Raw genomic sequence first — 21771 nt, 5'->3', positions numbered from 1 at the left:
AAAACATCATGAAAAATATAGAATCAATAAAAATTAAGTTTTTCGCCTTTATTGGGATGATAGCCTTGTTTACGGCTTGTACAGACGATATGAACGTATTCCCTAAAGACGATGATGAATTTACATCTGAGAAATTTTATGCTGATCCAAGTTCATATAAGCAATTTATGGCAAAGATATACGCAGGTTTGGCAGTAACAGGTCAAGCAGGACCAGCAGGAAATCCAGATATTCAAAATATTGATGAGGGATTTGGTCAATATTTAAGAGGCTACTGGCAACTTCAAGAATTGCCAACAGATGAAGCAATGGTAGCCTGGGGAGATCCAACGTTGCCTGAATTGAATACGCACACATGGACAAAAGACAACCGATTCGTAAGGGCTTTTTATTCAAGAGCTTTTTTTCAAGTTTCATTAGCAAATGAGTTTTTGCGTGAAACGACAGACGATAAATTAGCTTCAAGAGGTGAAACACCTGAAATAAAAGCGGATGTAAAAGCCTTTAGAGCTGAGGTACGATTTTTAAGAGCTTTGTCGTACTATCACGGGATCGATTTGTTTGGAAAAGTGCCTTTCGCTACCGAGGATGATAAAGTTGGGGTAAAACCACAAGAAAAAGACCGAGTTTTTGTTTTTGATTTCTTAGTAAAAGAATTGAAAGCCATAGATGCTGATTTGAAAGCGGCTAGAACAAATGAGTACGGTAGAATAGACAAAATTGGAGCAAAAATGCTTTTGGCTAAATTGTATCAGAATTCATTAGTGTACACCAATGTAAATAGAGATGTAGAGGCATTAGCAGTGATTAATGAGATCATCGCTTCTCCATATAAGATTGCAACAGTTCCTTACAGTAATTTGTTTATGGCAGATAACGACAGAGCAGCGGTTCAGAACGAAATGATCTTCCCAGTTTTATTTGACGGTCTTAAAACAAAATCTTGGGGGGGAACAACTTATTTAGTTCACGCTCCTTGCGGAGACTGGAATGGTGAATTAGGAATCGATGGTGGTTGGTTTGGATTAGTAGGAAGAAAAGAATTTGCAGCAATTTTTCCTGATTTGACAGGAGCAGCAGATAAAAGAGCTATTTTTAATTCTGGACAAGGGACAGCATTGAGTATTCCTACTGCTTCCGACTTTTTCAAAACAGGAGGATTAAAAATTAGAAAATGGACTAATATTACCTCTACAGGTGCGACAGCTAGCAATCAGACACATCCTGATACTGATTTCCCGATGTTTAGGTTAGCCGATGTTTACTTAATGTATGCTGAATTAGCTGCAAAAGGTGTTGCTGGTGCATCGACTACTACGGCTAGAGACTATGTAAATGTATTGAGAGTACGTGCCAATGCAGGGCAAGTTACCACAACAGATATTACCTCTCAATTTGTTTTGAATGAAAGAGCTAGAGAATTGTATTGGGAAGGACATAGAAGACAAGATTTAATTCGTTTCGGTAAATATGCTGGAAGTTCTTATAATTGGGAATGGAAAGGAAACGTTCAAACAGGAACTAGTATAGATGATAAATACAAATTATTTCCAGTTCCACAATCTGAAATAAATACAAATCCAAACTTAACTCAAAACCCTGGGTATTAAAAAGATAAACAATGAAAAATATTATAAAAACAACAATTTTCGCTATATTCCTGATTGCATTAGGATCTTGTGAGACAGATACGCATCCGGTTGCTACGGCTAATGGGTTTACCCTTAGTCCTATAGTACCTAGCGGACCTTATGTTTTATCTCCATTGAATGGGGACAATAACGTAGCCACTTTTACTTGGACTGTAGCTGACAACGGTATCGAAACCATTCCTTCGTCTTATGTAATTGAAATTGCAAAAGCAGGTACTAATTTTGCAAATCCGATTGCCGCTAGTCCTAGTTCTACGAATACTACTTATACTTGGACTGAAGGGTATTTGAACCCAATATTAGTCAATAATGGTTTCTTACCTGATGTCGCTTCAGATATAGATATTAGAATTAAAGCAACGCTTGGTCTAGGGTCTCATCCTTTCAATCAATATTCCAATGTGTTTACTACAAAAATTACTCCTTTTACACAGTCTTCTTTTGCATTAACAAAAGTGGGGGATAACCCAGCAAACGCTCCTAAGTTGATTTCATCCAGCTTGTTTACTACAGATTGTGAAGGATATGGCTGGTTAGAAGCAGGTAATTATAGGTTTTATACCTCAGTGCAAAACAAATATGCTAGTACAAACCCTTACTACGGAAACAATGGTAGTGGAGGTCTTGTGCTGAATGGCACCGATATTAATATCGCAACAGCGGGTTATTATTACATAAAAGCAAATATTGGTTCAACGCCAACAACTTATTCTGTAACTGCAAGTAGTTGGGGAATATTTGGACTTGCCACTCCTAGGCCAACTGGTCTTAACAAGCCGATGACTTACAATCCTGCAACTAAAAAATGGGAAATTACAATCGGATTAAGCGGTGGTAGAGCATTTAAGTTTAGAAACTCTGCTGCAACTTCTATTCTTGGAAATTTTGATGCTAGCAAAACAGGAGTTGACTATGCTGGAACCAAAATGAGTTACAACGGATTTGATATAGAATTGCCAGGAACCACGCTGACAAATTATAAAGTTACTTTGGATTTGAGTACACCAAGAGCTTATACTTATACTTTGGCTATTCAATAGTAGTATTCTAACTTTTTTTAAAGGGCTGTTTTAGGACAGCCCTTTTTATCATTAAAGACATTTATTATGAAAAAGATTGTTTTATTATTTTTACTTATAACCTCTTTAGGTTATGCTCAACAACAAACGGTTACTTATAGCGTAAGTCCTGCGACTTTTGAGGAAACGGACGCAATTACTATCACAATCAATGGGAATAGTATAAACGAATCTACTTGGGGTGTGGTCGGAAATGCGTTGTATATGTGGGCTTGGGCTTTTGACTTAAATGATACAACCCCAAAAGGGACCCCACTAAACGGAACTTGGGCAGCATCTGATGAAGCAAGTAAATTCAACTATGATGCGGGATCTGACACCTATTCAAAAACGATTACCCCTGCTACGTATTACAATACTACTGGCCTTGGAAGAATTGGGTTTTTAATCAAAGCAAAGAACGGAACAGGTGACAAAAAATCACAAGACATTTTGGTTGAAGTAGGTAATTTTCAAGTAACATTGACTTCACCACTACAAAACAGCTCTACAATTCTTACATCAGGGGGGAGTCTGGCTATTGCAGCAACTAATACTGCAGGAAATGCAAGTTATAATCTGAAATCGAATGGTGTTCCTATCAATACAAATCCGAGCACATCTAGCTATGTGTTCAATCATACAGGTATAATCGCAAATCAAAATTATGAATTAGAAGTAACTCAAGGTACAACAACCATAACCAAAAAGTTTTCGGCCATTGTCAACCCAGGAGTTGTTTCTGCAACTTTGCCAGCAGGTTTAGTCGAAGGAATCAATTATAATGTGGGCGATGCGAGCAAAGCAACCTTGGTTTTAGATGCCCCAGGCAAAGATTTTGTTTATGTGGCAGGAAGTTTTAATAATTGGCAACCGGGGACAACTTATGCTATGAAAAAAGACGATACTGCAGGTTCAACCAAATTTTGGTTAGAGCTTACCGGTTTGGTTTCAGGCACCAATTACACCTATCAATATTGGGTAATCGATGAAACTCCAACTTCAGGTTCTCCTGTTTTGGTCAAAACAGCCGACCCTTATTCTACTTTGGTTTTGAATAAAGACGAAGATCCTTGGATTCCAGCAGGAAATTATCCAAATCTACCTCCTTATCCAGTAGGTCAAGAGCGAGAAGTTACGGTATTAAAAACCGGGCAAACTCCTTATGCTTGGAGCACGGCTACAACTAATTTTGTAAAACCAGATAAAGATAAACTGGTGGTGTATGAAGTTTTAGTTCGCGATTTTGATGCCAACAGAAGCTATCAGAATCTGATTGATCGTATTGATTATTTCAAAAATTTGAAAGTCAATGCTATTCAACTAATGCCAGTAATGGAATTTGAAGGCAACGAAAGTTGGGGTTACAATACTTCTTTTCACATGGCTTTAGATAAAGCCTATGGAACGAGTGATAAGTTTAAACAATTCATTGATTTGTGTCATCAAAACGGAATTGCAGTAATTCTAGATGTCGCTTTGAATCATGCTTTTGGCAGAAACCCAATGGATAGAATGTGGATGAACGACCCTGATGGCGATGGCTGGGGTGGTCCGGCGGCGGACAGTCCTTATTTTAATACTGCTCCAATGCACAGTTATAATGTTGGAAATGATTTTAATCATCAGCAATCCAGAACTAAAACCTTTGTAAAAAGAGTGGTAAAACATTGGATTGAAGAGTACAAAATTGATGGTTTCCGTTGGGATTTGACCAAAGGATTTACCCAAAATTGTCCTTCAAATGTTGCTGGAGGGCAAGACAATTGCACCAACTCGTACCAACAAGACAGAGTAGATGTGCTTAAAGAATATGCCGATTATTCTTGGAGTTTAGATCCTACGCATTATGTTATTTTTGAACATTTGGGTAGTGACTTCGAAGAGCAACAATGGGCTAATTATAGAATTGGCGAATCGCCTAGTAAAGGTGTAATGATGTGGGGAAAAATGACCGAGCCTTACAATGAGTTATCGATGGGTTACAACAACTCAAAAAATAATATCGAAAGAATGGGTTATGACGCTCACGGTTTTACAGGAAAAAGACTAATCGGGTATCCCGAAAGTCATGATGAGGAACGCTTGATGTACAAAAATGTAACCTTTGGAAACTCTTCGAACCCCGCTCATAATGTAAAAACTTTAAATACTGCTTTGTCAAGAATGTCTGCCATTGGAGCAGTGTCTTTGTTGGTTCCAGGGCCGACAATGATTTGGCATTTTGGAGCTTTAGGTTGGGAAAAATCTATTTTCACTTGTAATAATGGAGTTGTAGATGTTGATACTGACGGAAACGGACCTGATGGAGATTGCAAACTAGATAAAAAACCACAACCACAATGGGTGAACAATTGGTTAGGAGACCCGAACAGAAACAAAATCTATTTCGATTGGGCAAAAATGATTTCCTTGAAAACTACTGAGCCTATTTTCAATGTTAATATAGTGCCAGGCAGTAGCGGTTTTGATATTCAATCAGGAAATACGATTACGCCAAGATTATTCCTTTGGGACAATACCTTGCCTTCGACTCAATTGAAAAATGTAGTAGTTCTAACTAATTTTGATGTCAATTCGCAAAACGTTGTTCCTGATTTTCCATATACGGGAACTTGGTACAACTTGATGGACAATTCCACTATTGATGTAACTAGTACAACAGCAACTATTGCTATCGAAGCGGGTGGGTTTAGAATTTATGGCAATAAACCTTCTACTTTAGGCACAGAGGCTTTCGAGCTAAATGGTGAAGTTTATTTATATCCTAATCCAGCGTCCGATTATTTTACACTGAATGTAGCAGCTTCGAAAGTAGAAATTTATTCCACCACCGGACAATTGGTAAAAAGGTATAGTGCCAATACTACTGCTGATTATCAATTTTCAATTAGTGATTTGAACCAAGGAATCTACCTCGTAAAAGCATTAAATGAAAACAACGAGTTAAAAGTGATGAAGTTACTAAAACAGTAGTTTTCTTCTCTTTGATTACAAAGGCTGACCCGAAAAGGCAGCCTTTTTTTTGCTGTTTTTTTTTGACTATTTCAATAGGTTGTATTAACAAACATAACATATATTAAAAATAATAAAATCTTATCAACACGAAAACGTGGTAGTTGATTTTTTTTTTGAAGGATTCATTTTTTATTCGACTGTTTTTTATACTTTTATAGGATATTAATCTAAAAATAATATTAATTATGAAAACAAAATTATTTTCTTTCTTTATTGCTGTGTTTTTGTTTAGCATGGGCAGTAAAGCGCAAACGACGCCAACTTGTCCTGCTACAACTCCAGCAGGGCAAAACTGTATTTCTCTTATTGGTCCTGGAACACCTGGTGGAGATTGGGCTACAGACACATTCTTGTCTTCTACAGATGGTAATGTTTATACAAAATTAGACGTGCAATTTTCGGCTGGTGAAATAAAATTCCGTCAAAATGGTTGTTGGGATGGTTGTCCTGGAAACCCTGCTGGTTGGGGTCCAGTTTTGTCAACACAAACAGGATGGCCTACAGGAACAAATACTGCTCCAGTACCTTTTGGACCAAACATTCAATGTCCAGGTGGCGTTTGGAATGTTAAATTTACTTTATCTACTCAATCTTGGGAATTCACTCCAGGTACTCCTAATGCGGTGGTTAAACTTGTTGGAACAGGTGTAACAGGAACTCCTATTACAATGACAACAAAAGATGGTGAAAACTATGTAATCAAATTGGCTAAACTTACTAATGCACAATGTCAATTTGAAGTAGACGGTGTTTTAGGTGGTAGTACTGCTTTCCCTACTGGTTCTGCTTTAAGTCCTACACAAACAATTCCTGTATTGACCACCGGAATTGATTACGATGTTACTTTTAAATTATCTACTTACGCTTACACTTTTGCTGTAGCAACTTTTCCTAAAATTGCAATTATTGGAGCGGGAACTCAACAGGGATGGCCAAGCGACCCTCAAGTAGATGCAAATGCAATGACTACAACAGACGGTATTACCTATACTATAAAAAATATCCCTTTAACAACAGGTCCAATTAAATTCCGTCAAGACAATAGTTGGTCTAACAACTGGGGTGGAGCGACTTGGCCTTCAGGAACAACTGCAGGTTCTGATATTCCTGCGACTGTCGGTAATTATGATGCTACATTTAATAAAACAACTGGAGCTTATGCTTTTACTCTTAATACTGTTGCAATAGTAGGATCTGGAGTTGGCGGATGGCCTAGTGATCCTCAAGTAGATGCAAATGTGTTATCAACTGTTGATGGTGTAAACTATACAAGAAATGGTCTAGTTGTTACAGCTGGAGCTGCAAAATTCCGTATGAACAATGGTTGGGCTGTAAACACAGGAGGTGATTTGTGGCCAGCAGGACCAAAAACAGGTAATGATATCCCAACTCAAGCTGGAACTTATAACTTGAAATATAATATTTTAACTGGAGCTTATGATTTTGGAACTGCATTAGCGGTTACTAAATTTGATGCTGCAAGTTTCAAAGCCTATCCTAATCCAACCAGAGGTAACTGGACTATTACTTCAGGAAACGAAGACATTACTTCTGTACAAGTATTTGATGTATTAGGAAAAGCGGTTTATACTAAATTTGGCGCTGAGAAAGAAGTGAATGTTAATGCTTCTGAACTTTCAAGAGGTGTTTATTTTGCCAAAGTGGCTACTGCCAGCGGTGAATCTACACTTAAATTAGTGAAAGAATAAACAAAAATTAAGTTAATACTAAAATCCCTTACTGCAATTTGTAGTAAGGGATTTTTTTTGTAATTAGGATTCAAATAATACCAATTGTAATTTTAAAATGGTCTAATCCATTTAAAAATTTTACAATGGTTTATGCCGATAGACAATATATTGAGTACAATTTATTGGACTCTTATATATTGCTAATCGGTATAACAATCAACGTCCCTTCGAGTGATCCCGCTTTTGGGCGGGATTGTATCGAGAAGCAATTTGGACCATATGGTCCTCGATACAATTCTTGTTGTTTTGTCATTCTGACGCAGGAAGAATCTTATAATGAGGAGCAACTAATGCGATTCCTCCTTCGTCGGAATGACAAAAGGGAGGTTTTTTCTTAACTTAATCACATTGTGTGCACGGACTTAGAATTCGACTAATGTATAAATCGAATTGGTGTAAAAGCAAAAAGGCTGTCGTTACGGACAGCCTTTTTTTATTTAAAATAAACAGATTATAATTTCCCGTCCTTAATTTCATCCACAATTTCTGGATTCAATAAAGTGGTCGTGTCTCCAAAATTAGAGAAATCCCCTTCGGCTATTTTGCGAAGAATGCGACGCATAATTTTACCAGAACGGGTTTTTGGCAAGCCAGAAACAAACTGTATTTTGTCTAATTTGGCAATTGGTCCAATGTGATCGGCAATATGTTGGTTGATTTCCTTAGTCAAGTTGGCACGGTCTCTATATTCTCCAGATTCTTTCAGGATTACAAAGCCATACAATGCGTTTCCTTTGACATCGTGAGGAAAACCTACTACAGCACTTTCAGCAACTGCTGGGTGTTCGTTTATGGCATCTTCGATAGGAGCTGTTCCTAAGTTGTGGCCTGAAACAATGATAATATCGTCCACACGACCGGTAATTCTATAATAACCTACTTCATCACGCAAAGCACCGTCTCCTGTAAAATATTTGCCTGGGAATGCACTAAAATAGGTTTCTTTATACCGTTGATGATCGCCCCAAATGGTTCTCGCTATTCCCGGCCAAGGGAATTTGATACACAGACTTCCGGGAACTTGATTGTCTTCGATTTCGTTGCGTTTTTCGTCCATTAACACCACTTGAATTCCAGGTAATGGCAAAGAAGCGTAGGTTGGTTTTGTTGGTGTAATAAAAGCAAGTGCCGATATCAAAATACCTCCTGTTTCGGTTTGCCACCAAGTATCCACCAGCGGACAACGTTTGCCTCCCACGTGGTCATTGTACCAGTGCCAAGCTTCCTCGTTGATCGGTTCGCCAACTGAACCAATCACTTTTAGAGATTTTAGCGGATATTTTTGAACGTATTCTAAATTCTCTTTTGCCAAAGAACGAATTGCCGTTGGCGCAGTATAAAATTGGGTTACTTTGTGTTTTTCGATAATTTCCCAAAAGCGACTAAAATCAGGATAAGTTGGAATTCCTTCGAACATCACTGTTGTAGCGCCGTTTAATAATGGACCGTATAAAATATAGGAATGTCCAGTAATCCAGCCAATATCGGCAGTACACCAAAAAACATCATTTTCTTCGTAATTAAAAACGTTTTTGAACGAATAGGCAGTGTAAACCATATAACCCGCTGTGGTGTGAACCATTCCTTTTGGTTTCCCGGTAGAACCAGAAGTGTAAAGTATAAATAAAGGATCTTCGGCGTCCATAATTTCAGCAATATTGTTATCTGAAGCAGTATCTAGAAGTGGTTGCAACCATTGATCACGACCGGGTTTCATGCTAACGGAAGTATTAGTTCTTTTGACAACCAAAACAGTTTCGACAGACTTACAATTGGTAAGTGCATCGTCGATGATTCCTTTTAAATCGATTGTTTTTTCACCTCTAAATCCACCATCCGAAGTGATCACCATTTTACATTCACTGTCATTAATTCTTGCCGCCACAGCCGAAGCAGAAAAACCTGCAAAAACTACAGAATGAATAGCGCCAATTCGAGCACAAGCCAAAACTGAAACCGCAATCTCAGGAATCATAGGCAAATAAATACAAACTCGATCTCCTTTTTGAATGCCTTGATCACGAAGCACATTGGCCATTTTGGCCACTCTTACATACAAATCGTTATACGTAATGTGTTCCGCAGCATCGTTTGGATTGTTGGGTTCGAAAATGATAGCTGTTTTTTCGCCACGCTTCGAAAGATGTCTGTCCAAACAGTTTTTTACAATGTTTACTTTGGCGTCAACAAACCATTTTATCTTGGCTTCTGCCATATCAAACTCGACTATTTTTTCAGACTCTTGGTACCAAGTAAAGTTTTCAGAAGCAATCTTACTCCAAAATTTTCTGGGTTCGCGAACAGATTTATTGTAATGTTTGAAGTATTGTTCTAAATTTTCAATTTTGTAATAACTCATTGTAAAAGTGTTTATAAGTGTGAATGATATCGTTTTTTCTTTGCTAGAGAAACAAATTTAAAATTTATTTCAAAGGAATTATCAGTTAAGCTATTGTTTTAACAATAGATTGTGTTCATTGTTATAGAGGCAATACTTTTCTGCCGATTTTCTCATTGATTACAATGGTAGCTCCTTCATAAAATGCGAAAAATCCACAAAGGATGCCCTCATAACCTGCAATAGTATGTATGGATTCGCTTCCTGTGAAACTTGCTGCAGAGAGGAGTGTAAATAAAATAACTAGTGAACCAAAAATAAGTTTCCCAATAGTGTTTCCGTTCAATGTCCCAATAAAGAATGCCAAAGTAAATAATCCCCAAAGTCCCAAATAGCAACCCATAGAAGCGCCATCAGGTTTTGTAACTCCCATAGATGGAAGAATCCAAATGGCTACAAGCGATAACCAAAAGAAGCCGTAGGAAGTAAACGCAGACATGCCAAAACCATTTCCTTTTTTCCATTCCATAACCCCAGCAATAACTTGTTGTATGCCTCCAAAAAAGATGCCCATTCCCATAATCATAGAATTAAGCTCGAAGAAGCCTGCATTGTGAATGTTTAAAAGAATTGTGGTCATTCCGAAGCCAAAAAGGCCTAATGGTGCTGGATTGGCTGTGCTGTCTTTGATAATTTGTTCCATAAGTTTAGCTGGAAATTAAAAGGTTTTACAATTGGTTTTTGAAATTTTAACTGAAAAAAAATTAGCCAATTTATATTGAATTCACAAATATATACAACCTCTTCGATTTTTTAATAAATTTTTTCAATTTCCTCTTTCAAATCAAGTCGTTCGTCACGATTATTGGAAACGGATACTGAAATAATATAGATTTTGACCTAGCCTTGTAAATGAAACAGATAAAAAAAAGGAGGTTTTTTGATTTTATAATCCTACAAATAAATTAAATTTTAACACATTTTTAAATATGACAATTATCATTTTTTATTAGTAGGAATGCTTCTACCTTTGGGAAAAATATAGAAAAATAATATAAAACAAGTAAAAATTAATAAAATGACAAAAGAGAAAAAAGCCACAAAGTATGTCTATTCCTTTGGCGGCGGTAAAGCAGATGGAAATGAATCAATGAAGAATTTATTGGGAGGAAAAGGAGCGAATCTTGCCGAAATGGCCGGACATCCGAACCTTATGTTGCCTGTTCCTCCGGGATATACCCTAACAACTGAAGTATGTACTGCTTTTTACGATAACAAAAAGAATTATCCTGCTGAATTACAAGGGCAAGCAGATGCTGCTTTAGCCGCTGTTGAAAAAATAATGGGTAAAAAATTTGGTGACGTAGAGAATCCATTATTGTTGTCTGTACGTTCTGGTGCAAGAAAATCGATGCCTGGAATGATGGATACCGTTTTGAATATTGGACTTAACGAACAAACTATCGAAGGAGTTATCAAACAATCAGGTGACGCTCGTTTTGCCTATGATGCTTACCGTCGTTTGATTATGATGTATGCTGATGTGGTAATGGAAAAAGCTGCCGGAATTGAGCCAAAAGACGGGAAAGGAATCCGTAAAGTATTAGACGAAAAACTTGAAAAAGTAAAACATAAAAAAGGATATCAATTTGATACTGATTTAACAGTTGCCGAATTAAAAGCTTTGGTAGTAGAATTTAAGGCTACAATTATCAAAGTGCTTGGAAAACCATTCCCAGAAGATCCAAAAGAACAGTTATGGGGAAGTATTGGCGGTGTTTTCAGTAGCTGGATGGGAAAAAGAGCCATCGAGTACCGTCGTATCGAAAACATTCCTCACCAATGGGGAACTGCAGTAAATGTGCAAGCTATGGTTTTCGGAAATATGGGAGATTCTAGTGCGACTGGTGTTGCCTTTACAAGAAATCCTGGTAATGGAGAAAATTATTTTTACGGTGAATATTTAATAAATGCTCAGGGAGAAGATGTAGTTGCGGGTATCAGAACTCCGGCTCCAGTAAATGAAAAATCTAAAAACGATCAAAGTAAGCAATTGCCAACTCTTGAAGAAGTGATGCCAGCAGCTTACAAACAATTGCACGAAATACAAAACAGATTAGAAAATCACTATAAAGACATGCAAGATATCGAGTTTACTATCGAGAAAGGAACTCTTTATATGTTGCAATGCCGTATCGGAAAACGTAATGGTCTTGCTGCAGTGAAAATTGCTAGCGATATGTACAATTCAAAATTAATTGATGCTAATACTGCAGTAATGCGTGTAGGACCAAACCAATTAGTAGAATTGTTATTACCAATGTTGAATCCTGTTATTCAAAAAATCACCAAACCAGTTGCCAAAGGATTGCCTGCTGGACCTGGTGGAGCTATAGGACGAGTAGTTTTCTCATCAAACGATGCTGTAGAATGGGCAAGCCGTGGCGAGAAAGTAATCTTAGTGAGAGAAGAAACTTCTCCAGAAGATGTTGATGGTATGCACAAATCACAAGCTATTCTTACTACCAAAGGAGGTATGACATCACACGCTGCTTTAGTAGCTAGAGGATGGGGGAAATGTTGTATCGTAGGATGTAATGATATCCAAATCAATAGCGAAACTAAATCATTTAAAGCCAATGACGGTACTTTCATCAAAGAAGGAGACTGGTTAAGTCTTGACGGAACAAAAGGATTGGTTTACCTAGGAAGTATGGAATTGGTGGATGTGGATTTAGATAAAAACCAATCGTACAAAAACTTGATGAAACTGGTAGATAAAACCAAAGTAATTGGTGTTCGTACCAATGCTGAAACTCCTGGTGATGCCGAACAAGGCGCTAGATTTGGAGCTGAAGGAATTGGACTTTTCCGTACAGAACATATGTTTTATGGTGAAGGAAGCGACCAACCATTATTTTTGTTACGCAAAATGATTGTGAGCAAAACCGAAAAAGAAAGAAGAGAAGCGCTAAACGGTTTGTTTGTATATGTTAAAAAAGATATCAAAAGAACTTTGGGCGTAATGAGTGGTTTCCCAGTGACTATTCGTTTATTGGATCCACCATTGCACGAATTTGTTCCTCACGATAAAGAAAAATTAGTTCAGTTGAGCAAAGAATTAGGAATTAGTATGAGCGTTTTGAACAGAAGAGTTCTAGCCTTACACGAAAACAACCCAATGCTAGGCCATAGAGGTGTTCGTTTAGGAGTTAGTTACCCTGAAATCACCGAAATGCAAATTAGAGCCATTTTTGAAGCATCGGCTGAGTTGGTTCAAGAAGGCAAAAAAGCAATGCCAGAAATTATGGTTCCTGTGACTTGTTCTAAAAATGAGTTGAAAAATCAAAGAGAAATTGTAGACGCTGTTTACAAAGAAACTTGTGAAAAATTAGGAGTTAAAAAAATCCCTTATTTGTATGGAACAATGATTGAAATTCCTCGTGCTGCCTTAAAAGCAAACAGCATGGCAGAAGAAGCTGATTTCTTCAGCTTTGGAACCAATGACTTAACCCAAATGAGTTTTGGATTCAGTCGTGATGATATCGGTGGATTCCTTCCTAAATATCTTGACCTTGGAATTCTTCCAGACGATCCTTTCCAAACCATCGACCAAGAAGGTGTAGGGGAGTTGATAAAAATTGGAGTAGAAAGAGGCCGTCAAACCAAACCAAACCTAAAAGTTGGTATTTGTGGTGAACACGGTGGAGACCCTGAAAGTGTTGTTTTCTGTCACAAAATCGGAATGAACTATGTAAGTTGTTCTCCTTTCCGTGTGCCAATTGCAAGATTAGCAGCGGCTCAAGCAGCTTTACTATTTCCAAGAGAAAAATAAGTATAACCTGAATTTTATAATGAAAAACGGCATCCAGAAACGGATGTCGTTTTTTTTTATTTAAATCGGAAAGAATTATTTTAGCGCAGGCATTAATTTACTTAAAAACTGTATTTTTTTAGAGTTAAATCTAAAATTATACGGTTTTTTTGCGATTACAATCCAAAATTATCCACTTTCAAAATACAGAAGACATTACAATAACCGTACAAACAAAAAACAAAAAACCCACTCGTTTGAGTGGGTTTCGTGGTACCTCCAGGGATCGAACCAGGGACACATGGATTTTCAGTCCATTGCTCTACCATCTGAGCTAAGGTACCTTGCTAATAGCTCACTTTACTCTTATTTGAATTGGAGTTCGCTGAACTTGTTTGCGGGTGCAAATATAGAATGATTTTTAATTTATACAAAACAATTATTAAAAAAAATCTATTCGTACCTTTGCGACTTTAAAATTAGATTATGATTCTAGCGATAGATGTTGGGAATACCAGAATTAAAGCCGCTGTATTTGAGGATAATACCCTTTTAGAGAATTTTGTTTTTCTAAAAACGGAGCTTGAAAAAAGTATTAAAAATATTTTAGAAAAGTATAAAAATACTTCTGATTTAGTCGTTGCGTCCGTTTCTGATGTCGAAAAAGAAGCTTTTATTCGCCTCAATACTACTTTGAATGTTCATTTTGTTTCCCATTCCGATGCATTTCCATTTGTCAATTGTTATGAAACTCCACAAACCTTAGGTATAGACCGAATGGTGCTCGCTGCAGGAGCAACACTTCAGCATCCAAAACAAAATAGATTGGTGATTGATGCTGGGACTAGTATTACTTTTGACTTTATCGATGAAAACGACAATTATCTTGGCGGTGCAATTGCCCCAGGATTGCGCATGCGTTACGAATCACTACATAATTTTACAGCGAAATTACCGTTGTTAACTCTAGAAAATCCAACGCATTTTATTGGAAAATCTACATCAGAATCTATACATTCAGGTGTCGTAAATGGGTTGGCATTTGAAATTGACGGATACATAAATGAAATAAAAGGTCAATATTCAAAAATTATAATAATTTTAACGGGTGGCGATGCAGTTTTTTTGGCTAAACGATTAAAAAATACCATATTTGCCAATTCAAATTTCCTACTCGAAAGTTTGAATCAAACATTTCAATATAAAATCAAAAATGATTAAAAATTTTTTAATAAGCTCTTGTTTATTGTTGTCATTAATTTCTTTTTCTCAATCGGGAACCTCGTCACCATATTCATTTTATGGAATTGGAGAGGCTAAATTTAATGGGAATGTAGAAAGTCGCTCAATGGGTGGAATATCAATGATTCCAGATAGTACCCGAATCAATTTTCAGAATCCAGCTGGATTTGCAAATCTTAAATGGACCAATTTTACGATAGGAGTAAGTACGGATTACAAAAAACAAAAGTCGGGTACATCCGATGCTGTAACTCGAAGAACTACCCTAGATTATATTGCATTAGCGGTTCCACTGGGGAAATTTGGTGCAGGTTTTGGTTTAATACCTTATTCTTCTGTTGGGTATAATATTGAAAACATCTACGAAGACGGTTCGCAAAACAGCAAACGTTTCAACGGTTGGGGAGGTATGAACAGAGTTTTTTTAGGTGGAGGATATAGAATCTTACCTAATTTGAGTATTGGTGCCTCTGCCTATTATAATTTTGGAAAAATAAATACCAATAGTGTAGAGTTTGTTCCGCAGCTTCCTATAGGATCTCGCGAATTGAATGTCACAACCTTATCAGGGTTGAATTTAAACCTTGGTTTGATGTACCAACAAAAACTGAAGGATAAACTAACACTTTTCAGTAGTTTGTATTACACTCCAAAAAGCATTTTGGTGTCTAATAACGAAAGAACAATCGGTACGGTTACAATTAATTCTAGTTTCGATTACTCGCCAGTTGATTCATACGATCCTGTTGTGACAAAAAAAGATTTGAATTTGCCTCAAAAATGGGCTCTTGGTGTGGGAATTGGAGATGCTAAGAAATGGGTTTTTGGAGCTGATTTTGCTGTTCAAGATGTGGGGAAATTATACAATACGTACAATACTTTAGACAATGTAACTTATGAAAAATACCAACGATATGGTTTTGGAGGTTATTATACACCTACTGTAAATCCATTTTTCAGTTATGCAAAAAGGATTACCTATAGAGCTGGATTTGTTTACGAAAAAACCGGTCTAGTGGTTAACTCTACTTCTATAAATGATCTCGGGATGACACTTGGAGTTGGATTGCCTATCACAGGTTCTTTGACCAATTTGAATTTAGGCTTACAATTCGGAAAGAAAGGAACAACCTCGAACAATTTGGTTCAAGAAAATTATATTGTTGTCAACTTAGGATTTTCGCTTAATGATAAATGGTTTGTAAAAAGCAAATACCGTTAATCGATTCTGCTTAAAAAATAATTATAGAGAATTCTGTTAAGTTCAGCCAATGACTTTACTAAAAAAATTTCCCATCCTTGTGTTTGCCACTGTTTTTGCTGTGATGCTTTTAGTTGGATGTGAAAGTAATTTTAAAGAAGTTCAAAAAAGTAATTTTTCAGAATTTGTCCCAAGCGGTGAAGCAGAAAAAATTAATTTGAAATACACCGATTCGGGCCGAATCACAGCTATTTTGGTGAGTCCAAAAATGAGGGAGTTTGCCAGTGTCGATTTTCCTTTTACTGATTTTCCAAAAGGGATTGATGTTACCTTGTATGACAAAAACAACAAAAGAACTATCATCCTTGCCGATTATGCGACCTCCTACAAATTGACCAATATTATCGATTTGAAAGGCAATGTAAAAATAAGTTCGCAAGACGGGCAAATTCTTGAAACAGATCAATTGTTTTTTGATCAAAAAAACGAATGGTTTTTTACCGAAAATAAATTTAAATTTACGGACACGAAAGGTTCATCCATCGGTCAAGGAATTGATTTTAGTAAAGATTTTAAGGTGATTAATTCGCAGAAAATTGCCGGAGAGATCGAATCAGACGAATAAAAAAATACAATATGAAATATTTAAAATTTACCCAATACATTTATCTTGTTGCTGCAATCATTTTTGCTGTTAGAGCTGCTGAAATTTGGGACAAAGAAAGAGACCAGGCCTATTTATTTTTAGGAATTACAGCGCTGTCTATTTTTATGTTTTTCTTCAGAAGAAAGTTTGCCAAAAAGTTCGAAGACAGAAACACTAATTCCTAATTATGGAAATTAGTATTATCATTTTATGTCTAATACTATGTGCATTTTTCTCAGGAATGGAAATTGCCTTCATCTCTTCGAATAAAATTTATCTCGAAATAGAAAAAAAACAGGACAATTTCATTTCTACTATCCTAACTAAACTTACCGAAAAACCATCAAAGTTTATCGCCACAATGCTTATTGGAAACAATATTGCATTAGTAGTTTACGGTTTCTTTATGGGCGATTTAATAATGCGTTGGATAGAAAATCTAGGAGTGCATTTGTCTGATTTTTTGAATCTTCTTGTTCAAACCATCGTCTCAACCATTATCGTTTTGGTTACAGCGGAGTTTTTGCCTAAAGTCTTTTTTCAGATTTATGCCAATTCGCTGCTTAAGTTTTTTGCGCTTCCAGCCTACTTTTTTTACTTCTTGTTTTATTTTATTTCCTCTTTTTTCATTTGGGTTTCCAATTTTGTTTTGATGAAATTCTTCAAAACCGAAGGGGATCAAGTGCCATTGTATTTTAGCAAAGCCGAACTTGGGAACTATATCACCGAACAAATGAGTACTGTCGAAAACAACGACGAGATGGATTCTGAGATTCAAATTTTTCAAAATGCTTTAGACTTTTCAGGTGTGAAAGCCAGAGATATAATGACTCCTAGAACTGAACTAGTTGCTGTAGATATATTCGATTCTATTACTGAATTGAGAGATTTGTTCATTGAAACGGGCTATTCTAAAATTCTAATTTTTCAAAACTCACTTGATGACATTGTGGGTTATGTACATTCTTTTGATTTATTCAAAAAGCCGAAGAACATCAAGTCAATCCTTATTCCAGTAGAATTTGTTCCAGAAACTATTTATATAAAAGATGCAATGAATTTGCTGACCAAAAAACGAAAAAGCGTTGCCATTGTCCTTGATGAATACGGGGGAACATCTGGAATTATTACCATCGAAGACATTGTCGAAGAACTTTTCGGAGAAATTGAAGACGAGCACGATTCAGACGAGGAATTGACCGAAAAGCAAGTCGAGGAGGGTGTTTTTGTTTTTTCTACCCGATTGGATGTTGAGTATTTAAACCAAACTTATAAGTTGGATATTCCAGAAAGTGATTCTTATGGAACATTGGGTGGTTTTATTGTAGATTACACCAAAGAAATCCCTCAAAAAGGCGATGCAATTACCATTGGGAACTACCATTTTATCATCGAAGAGGCCACCAATAAGAAAATCGAAATGGTTAAAATGACAATAAAAGATTGATTTTATTTAATAAATCAAAAAAACTTGTAAATTATAGCGCGACTACTATAATTATTAATTAGATAATTGTATTTTCGCAGACTGAATATAAAAATTAATATAAATAAAAATGGCAGTTTTACAAAAAATTAGACAACGTTCCGCATTATTAATAGTAGTTATTGGATTTTGTTTATTTGCATTTATTGCAGGGGATGTTTTTACTAAAGGGAACTTTGGTAAAAGTTCAAATGATGTTGGTAGTGTTAACGGAAAAGACATTCCATTCGAAGATTTTAGAATTAAAGTTAGCAATGTTGAAAAAAGTCAACAAGGTGTTACACCAACCGCAGCAGCGAACAGAGTATGGGACCAAGAAGTTTCGATAGCTTTATTGATGACTGAATTTGAAAAATTAGGTTTAAGAGCTGGAGCAAAACATATAATGGAAGTTTTGAAAGCAGATCAAAATATTGGAAAAAACCCAATGTTTTTGAACGAAGTTGGTGCTTTTGATGAAGGAAAATTCAAAGAAGCAATAAAATCAAACCCACAAATAGCTGAATATTTGAAGACTGCAGAAAAAGATGCAGAGCTTAACGCAAAATATCAAATGTATGCTACGATGATAAAAGCGGGTTCTTACACTACTGAAAGTGAAGGAAAATTGAAATATGAAATGGAAGCCAACAAAGTGAACTTCGCTTATGTTGCCGGATTATATTCGACCATAAAAGATAGCGATGTAAAAGTTTCTGATGATGAAATTGTTGCTTTTATGAAAAAGAACGAGAAAAAATACAAAGCCGACGAATCTCGAGAAATAGAATACGTTCTAATTGAAGACAAAGCTTCGCCAGAAGATGAAGCGGAAATCAAAGCTAAAATCAACGGATTGTTGACAGGAAGTGTTGTTTACAATACTAAAACTGGAAAAAATGATACTTTGCCAGGATTCAGATCTGCAACAAACGTAGTTGAATTTGTAAACTCAAATTCAGATATTCCTTATGATTCAACTTATGTAGCGAAAAAAGATTTGCCGGCTGTTGATGCGGATAAATTATACAACTTGGCTCCAGGAGAAATCTACGGACCTTATATGTTCGGAAAATACTATTGTTTATCTAAATCATTGGGCAGAAAAGTTGGCGTAAATGCAAAAGCAAGTCATATCTTGATTAGCTACGAAGGAACACAAGTTCCAAATCAAAAAGAGAAAAGAACAAAAGAACAAGCCAAAGCCAAAGCAGAAGAAGTTTTAGCACAAGTAAATGCTAATCCAGATAGCTTTATGATGTTAGCTTTTACCGCATCGGATGATTCATCATCACAACAAGGTGGAGATTTAGGATTCTTTGGTCCTAATCAAATGGTGAAACCATTCAATGATTTTGTTTTTGGAAGTCCTATCGGAAAAGTGGGATTGGTAGAAACTAATTTCGGATACCATATTATCAAGGTTACTGACAAGCAAGACGGAATTCGTCTTGCTACTGTAGCTCAGAAAATAGAAGCTTCAGAAGTGACTTCTAACAAAATTTTTGAACAAGCAACTAAATTCGAAATGGATGCTAACGAAAAAGATTTTGCAAAAACTGCAGCAGCAATGAAGCTTACCGTTGCGCCTCCAGTAACTGTAAAAGCTATGGACGAATCTTTTGGTCCATTGGGTAACCAAAGAAGTATTATTCAATGGTCATTCCAAGACGACACTAAAGTTGGTGCGGTAAAAAGATTTGAAGTTGCCAATGTTGGGAACGTAATTGCAAAAGTTAAAAAAGCAAATCCAGAAGGATTAATGGCAATCGACCTAGTACGTTCTTATGTGGAACCAATTCTAAAAAACAAGAAAAAAGCAGAATTAATCAAAGCAAAAATGACTGGATCTTCTCTTGATGCAATTGCAAAAACTTCAGGTGCTGCCGTGCAACAAGCTATTGATGTTACTATGGAAAACCCTGTCCTAACAGGAGGTGTTGGTCAAGAACCAAAAGTAGTTGGTAACGCATTTGCGTTGAGCGCTGGTAAACTTTCTGCTCCAATCGAAGGAAATACAGGAGTGTATGTAGTAAAAAACAATAGCACAGTAAAAGCGCCAGTTTTGAAAGATCATACTGCTTATGTTGCTAAATTGAAAGCACAAAGTGCTGGGGATTTCAACAGAGTGATGCCTGCCTTAAAAGATAAAGCAGAGATTAAAGACAACAGAAAACAATTCAATTACTAGTCTGAGGTTTTCATAAATAAAGAATCCCGTTTAGGACTTAACTAAACGGGATTTTTTGTTGTATATAGTACTGTCTACAAGTTTGCCATTCCGACAAAGGAGGGAAGGGTGCACGACAAATTGCATTTATCAAAAAAAGGCCTATAATTCTAATTTTATTCAAATCCATTACTAGTCCGGTTGAAACCGAGGGCAATATTGAAGAAGAAAAACGGTTTTAAAAACCATATCCGACGGTTTCAACCGTTGGGACTTGAGGCAAAAGATTTTAAAAATGCGCTTAATTCTACTATTTATTTCATTTGTCATTCCTCGAATGACAACACAACTAACAAAAATGCTTTTAAACAAAAGCTGTAAATAGTAGAGTTAAGCCTAATAATGCAATTTGTTGTGCACCCAAAGAGGAATCTCAACAAACGGATTCAGCTAAAAGGCAATAAACCTACAGTATCATTTCAGCATAAGGAACTATGGTATGAAAACCCTTTTGTCTAAAATATTCGGTAGGATTTTCTTTAGAGATAGCCAAGACAAAATCCCCTCCCCAAGCACCAAGGCTTTTTATGATGCCATTAAAATCTGGAAATATTGATTCTTTTATAGTTTGCATTTCGAGAATTATGCTCATTTCAGCCTCGTGTTTTTCCAATGCCAAAGCAAATTCTGCTAGTGTTTTTGCGGATAAAACTGCTGCCGTTATTTTGTTGTTTGCTATAATGTCTTCGTTTAGTGCTTCGTTTTTATTGTTGTAATAAGAAACGATGGAAGCTTTGCTGCTTTGCTTTTTATCTAAATAAACAAAATATAGATTTTCGGCGAAATCAGGAGCAAATTTTACTTTTTCGACTACTGGTTGTCCATTCTCTAAATGATACAAAATAGGGCAGTCATTTTGCGCGCAGGCAATGTCGTAACCGCTACCGCCAAAACTATTATTAAGCAAAACAAAGGCGTCAACTTCTAGCCATTGAGCTATATTGTTAATAAGAGTAGAGGAGGTGCCCAAACCCCAATTTCTTGGAAAACTGAGCTCAGTTCGAATTTGAAACCCTTGAGATTTATTAATAAAATTTGGATTTAATAAGTAACCTTGGCGCAGTATTTCTATTAAAGTGTTTTTTACAGATTCTGGTTGTACTGGAGACTTTTCTTTTAAAACATCCTCAAACGACAATGTTTCTTGCAACCAGATGCTTCCGTCTGCATCAAAACTGCGCCATTTTATTTCTTGGTCAGTTCCTTGTTCTACAATTAATTTTTGTCCAAATTTGGTAGGCAAAGCCAATGCTTTGGCTCCGTCAAGAACCAAATATTCTCCTGTAATTAATAGTTTTCCGTTGCTGTAAAATTCTTTTTTCATTGTATAAATAACCCCTGTCAGGGTTCAAAACC

At 36.3% G+C, this 21771-nt stretch carries 14 protein-coding genes and 1 tRNA gene; 11 read left to right on the top strand and 4 right to left on the bottom strand.

What is annotated here, in order from left to right; all coding sequences use genetic code 11:
* Positions 1-8 precede the first annotated feature (8 nt).
* The 4 genes from ACIQ1E_RS02310 to ACIQ1E_RS02295 all read left to right on the top strand — a co-directional run bounded on the left by ACIQ1E_RS02310 (position 9) and on the right by ACIQ1E_RS02295 (position 7437).
* Positions 9-1610, top strand: coding sequence for a RagB/SusD family nutrient uptake outer membrane protein (locus ACIQ1E_RS02310; RefSeq protein WP_396168334.1), 1602 nt, complete (start codon positions 9-11; stop codon positions 1608-1610).
* A gap of 11 nt (positions 1611-1621) precedes the next feature.
* Positions 1622-2692 (top strand): SusE domain-containing protein, encoded by a 1071-nt coding sequence (locus ACIQ1E_RS02305; protein WP_396168333.1) that lies wholly within the window; start codon positions 1622-1624, stop codon positions 2690-2692.
* Positions 2693-2758: 66 nt separating this feature from the next.
* On the top strand, positions 2759-5686 hold the full coding sequence (locus ACIQ1E_RS02300; protein ID WP_396168332.1) for an alpha-amylase family glycosyl hydrolase: 2928 nt from the start codon (positions 2759-2761) through the stop codon (positions 5684-5686).
* A 227-nt stretch (positions 5687-5913) separates the two neighbouring features.
* Complete coding sequence (locus tag ACIQ1E_RS02295) at positions 5914-7437, top strand: T9SS type A sorting domain-containing protein (RefSeq protein WP_396168330.1); 1524 nt, start codon at positions 5914-5916, stop codon at positions 7435-7437.
* A gap of 493 nt (positions 7438-7930) precedes the next feature.
* On the opposite strand, the gene acs is transcribed toward ACIQ1E_RS02295, so the two are convergent.
* Both acs and ACIQ1E_RS02285 read right to left on the bottom strand, forming a co-directional pair.
* The gene (gene acs, locus ACIQ1E_RS02290; RefSeq protein WP_396168329.1) at positions 7931-9838 is read right to left on the bottom strand and encodes an acetate--CoA ligase; all 1908 of its coding nucleotides are present in this window, start codon (positions 9836-9838) and stop codon (positions 7931-7933) included.
* 121 nt (positions 9839-9959) lie between these two features.
* Entirely contained in the window at positions 9960-10520 is a 561-nt protein-coding gene (locus ACIQ1E_RS02285; RefSeq protein WP_396168327.1) for an acetate uptake transporter, read from the bottom strand.
* Between the two features lie 375 nt (positions 10521-10895).
* On the opposite strand from ACIQ1E_RS02285, the gene ppdK reads away from it, so the two are divergent.
* Positions 10896-13652 carry a pyruvate, phosphate dikinase gene (ppdK, locus tag ACIQ1E_RS02280; protein WP_396168326.1) on the top strand — a complete coding sequence of 919 codons (2757 nt, stop codon included), beginning with the start codon at positions 10896-10898 and terminating at the stop codon, positions 13650-13652.
* A gap of 250 nt (positions 13653-13902) precedes the next feature.
* On the opposite strand, the gene ACIQ1E_RS02275 is transcribed toward ppdK, so the two are convergent.
* A tRNA-Phe gene (locus tag ACIQ1E_RS02275) sits at positions 13903-13975 on the bottom strand.
* A gap of 142 nt (positions 13976-14117) precedes the next feature.
* On the opposite strand from ACIQ1E_RS02275, the gene ACIQ1E_RS02270 reads away from it, so the two are divergent.
* From ACIQ1E_RS02270 to ACIQ1E_RS02245, 6 genes are all read left to right on the top strand, one after another.
* A complete protein-coding gene (locus ACIQ1E_RS02270; protein ID WP_396168324.1) occupies positions 14118-14852 on the top strand; it encodes a type III pantothenate kinase in 735 nt (244 codons plus the stop codon).
* Positions 14845-16095: a hypothetical protein gene (locus tag ACIQ1E_RS02265; protein ID WP_396168322.1), complete on the top strand. Its 1251-nt coding sequence runs from the start codon at positions 14845-14847 to the stop codon at positions 16093-16095. Before ACIQ1E_RS02270 ends, ACIQ1E_RS02265 begins: the two co-directional genes overlap by 8 nt.
* Positions 16096-16144: 49 nt before the next feature.
* On the top strand, positions 16145-16699 hold the full coding sequence (lptC, locus tag ACIQ1E_RS02260) for an LPS export ABC transporter periplasmic protein LptC (protein WP_396168320.1): 555 nt from the start codon (positions 16145-16147) through the stop codon (positions 16697-16699).
* 11 nt (positions 16700-16710) lie between these two features.
* Positions 16711-16905, top strand: a complete 195-nt coding sequence (locus ACIQ1E_RS02255) for a hypothetical protein (RefSeq protein WP_396168318.1) — start codon at positions 16711-16713, stop codon at positions 16903-16905.
* A 2-nt stretch (positions 16906-16907) separates the two neighbouring features.
* Entirely contained in the window at positions 16908-18167 is a 1260-nt protein-coding gene (locus tag ACIQ1E_RS02250) for a hemolysin family protein (protein WP_396168316.1), read from the top strand.
* Between the two features lie 109 nt (positions 18168-18276).
* Positions 18277-20376 carry a peptidylprolyl isomerase gene (locus ACIQ1E_RS02245; protein ID WP_396168315.1) on the top strand — a complete coding sequence of 700 codons (2100 nt, stop codon included), beginning with the start codon at positions 18277-18279 and terminating at the stop codon, positions 20374-20376.
* Positions 20377-20821: 445 nt separating this feature from the next.
* Here the strand turns inward: ACIQ1E_RS02245 and ACIQ1E_RS02240 are convergent, their stop codons facing one another.
* Complete coding sequence (locus tag ACIQ1E_RS02240; RefSeq protein WP_396168313.1) at positions 20822-21739, bottom strand: GYDIA family GHMP kinase; 918 nt, start codon at positions 21737-21739, stop codon at positions 20822-20824.
* Between the last annotated feature and the right edge of the window lie 32 nt (positions 21740-21771).

This window comes from Flavobacterium sp., assembly GCF_044348915.1.
Lineage (GTDB): Bacteria > Bacteroidota > Bacteroidia > Flavobacteriales > Flavobacteriaceae > Flavobacterium.
The sequence above is the reverse complement of the archived record's forward strand: the minus strand, read 5'-3'. Positions and strand labels throughout refer to the sequence as shown.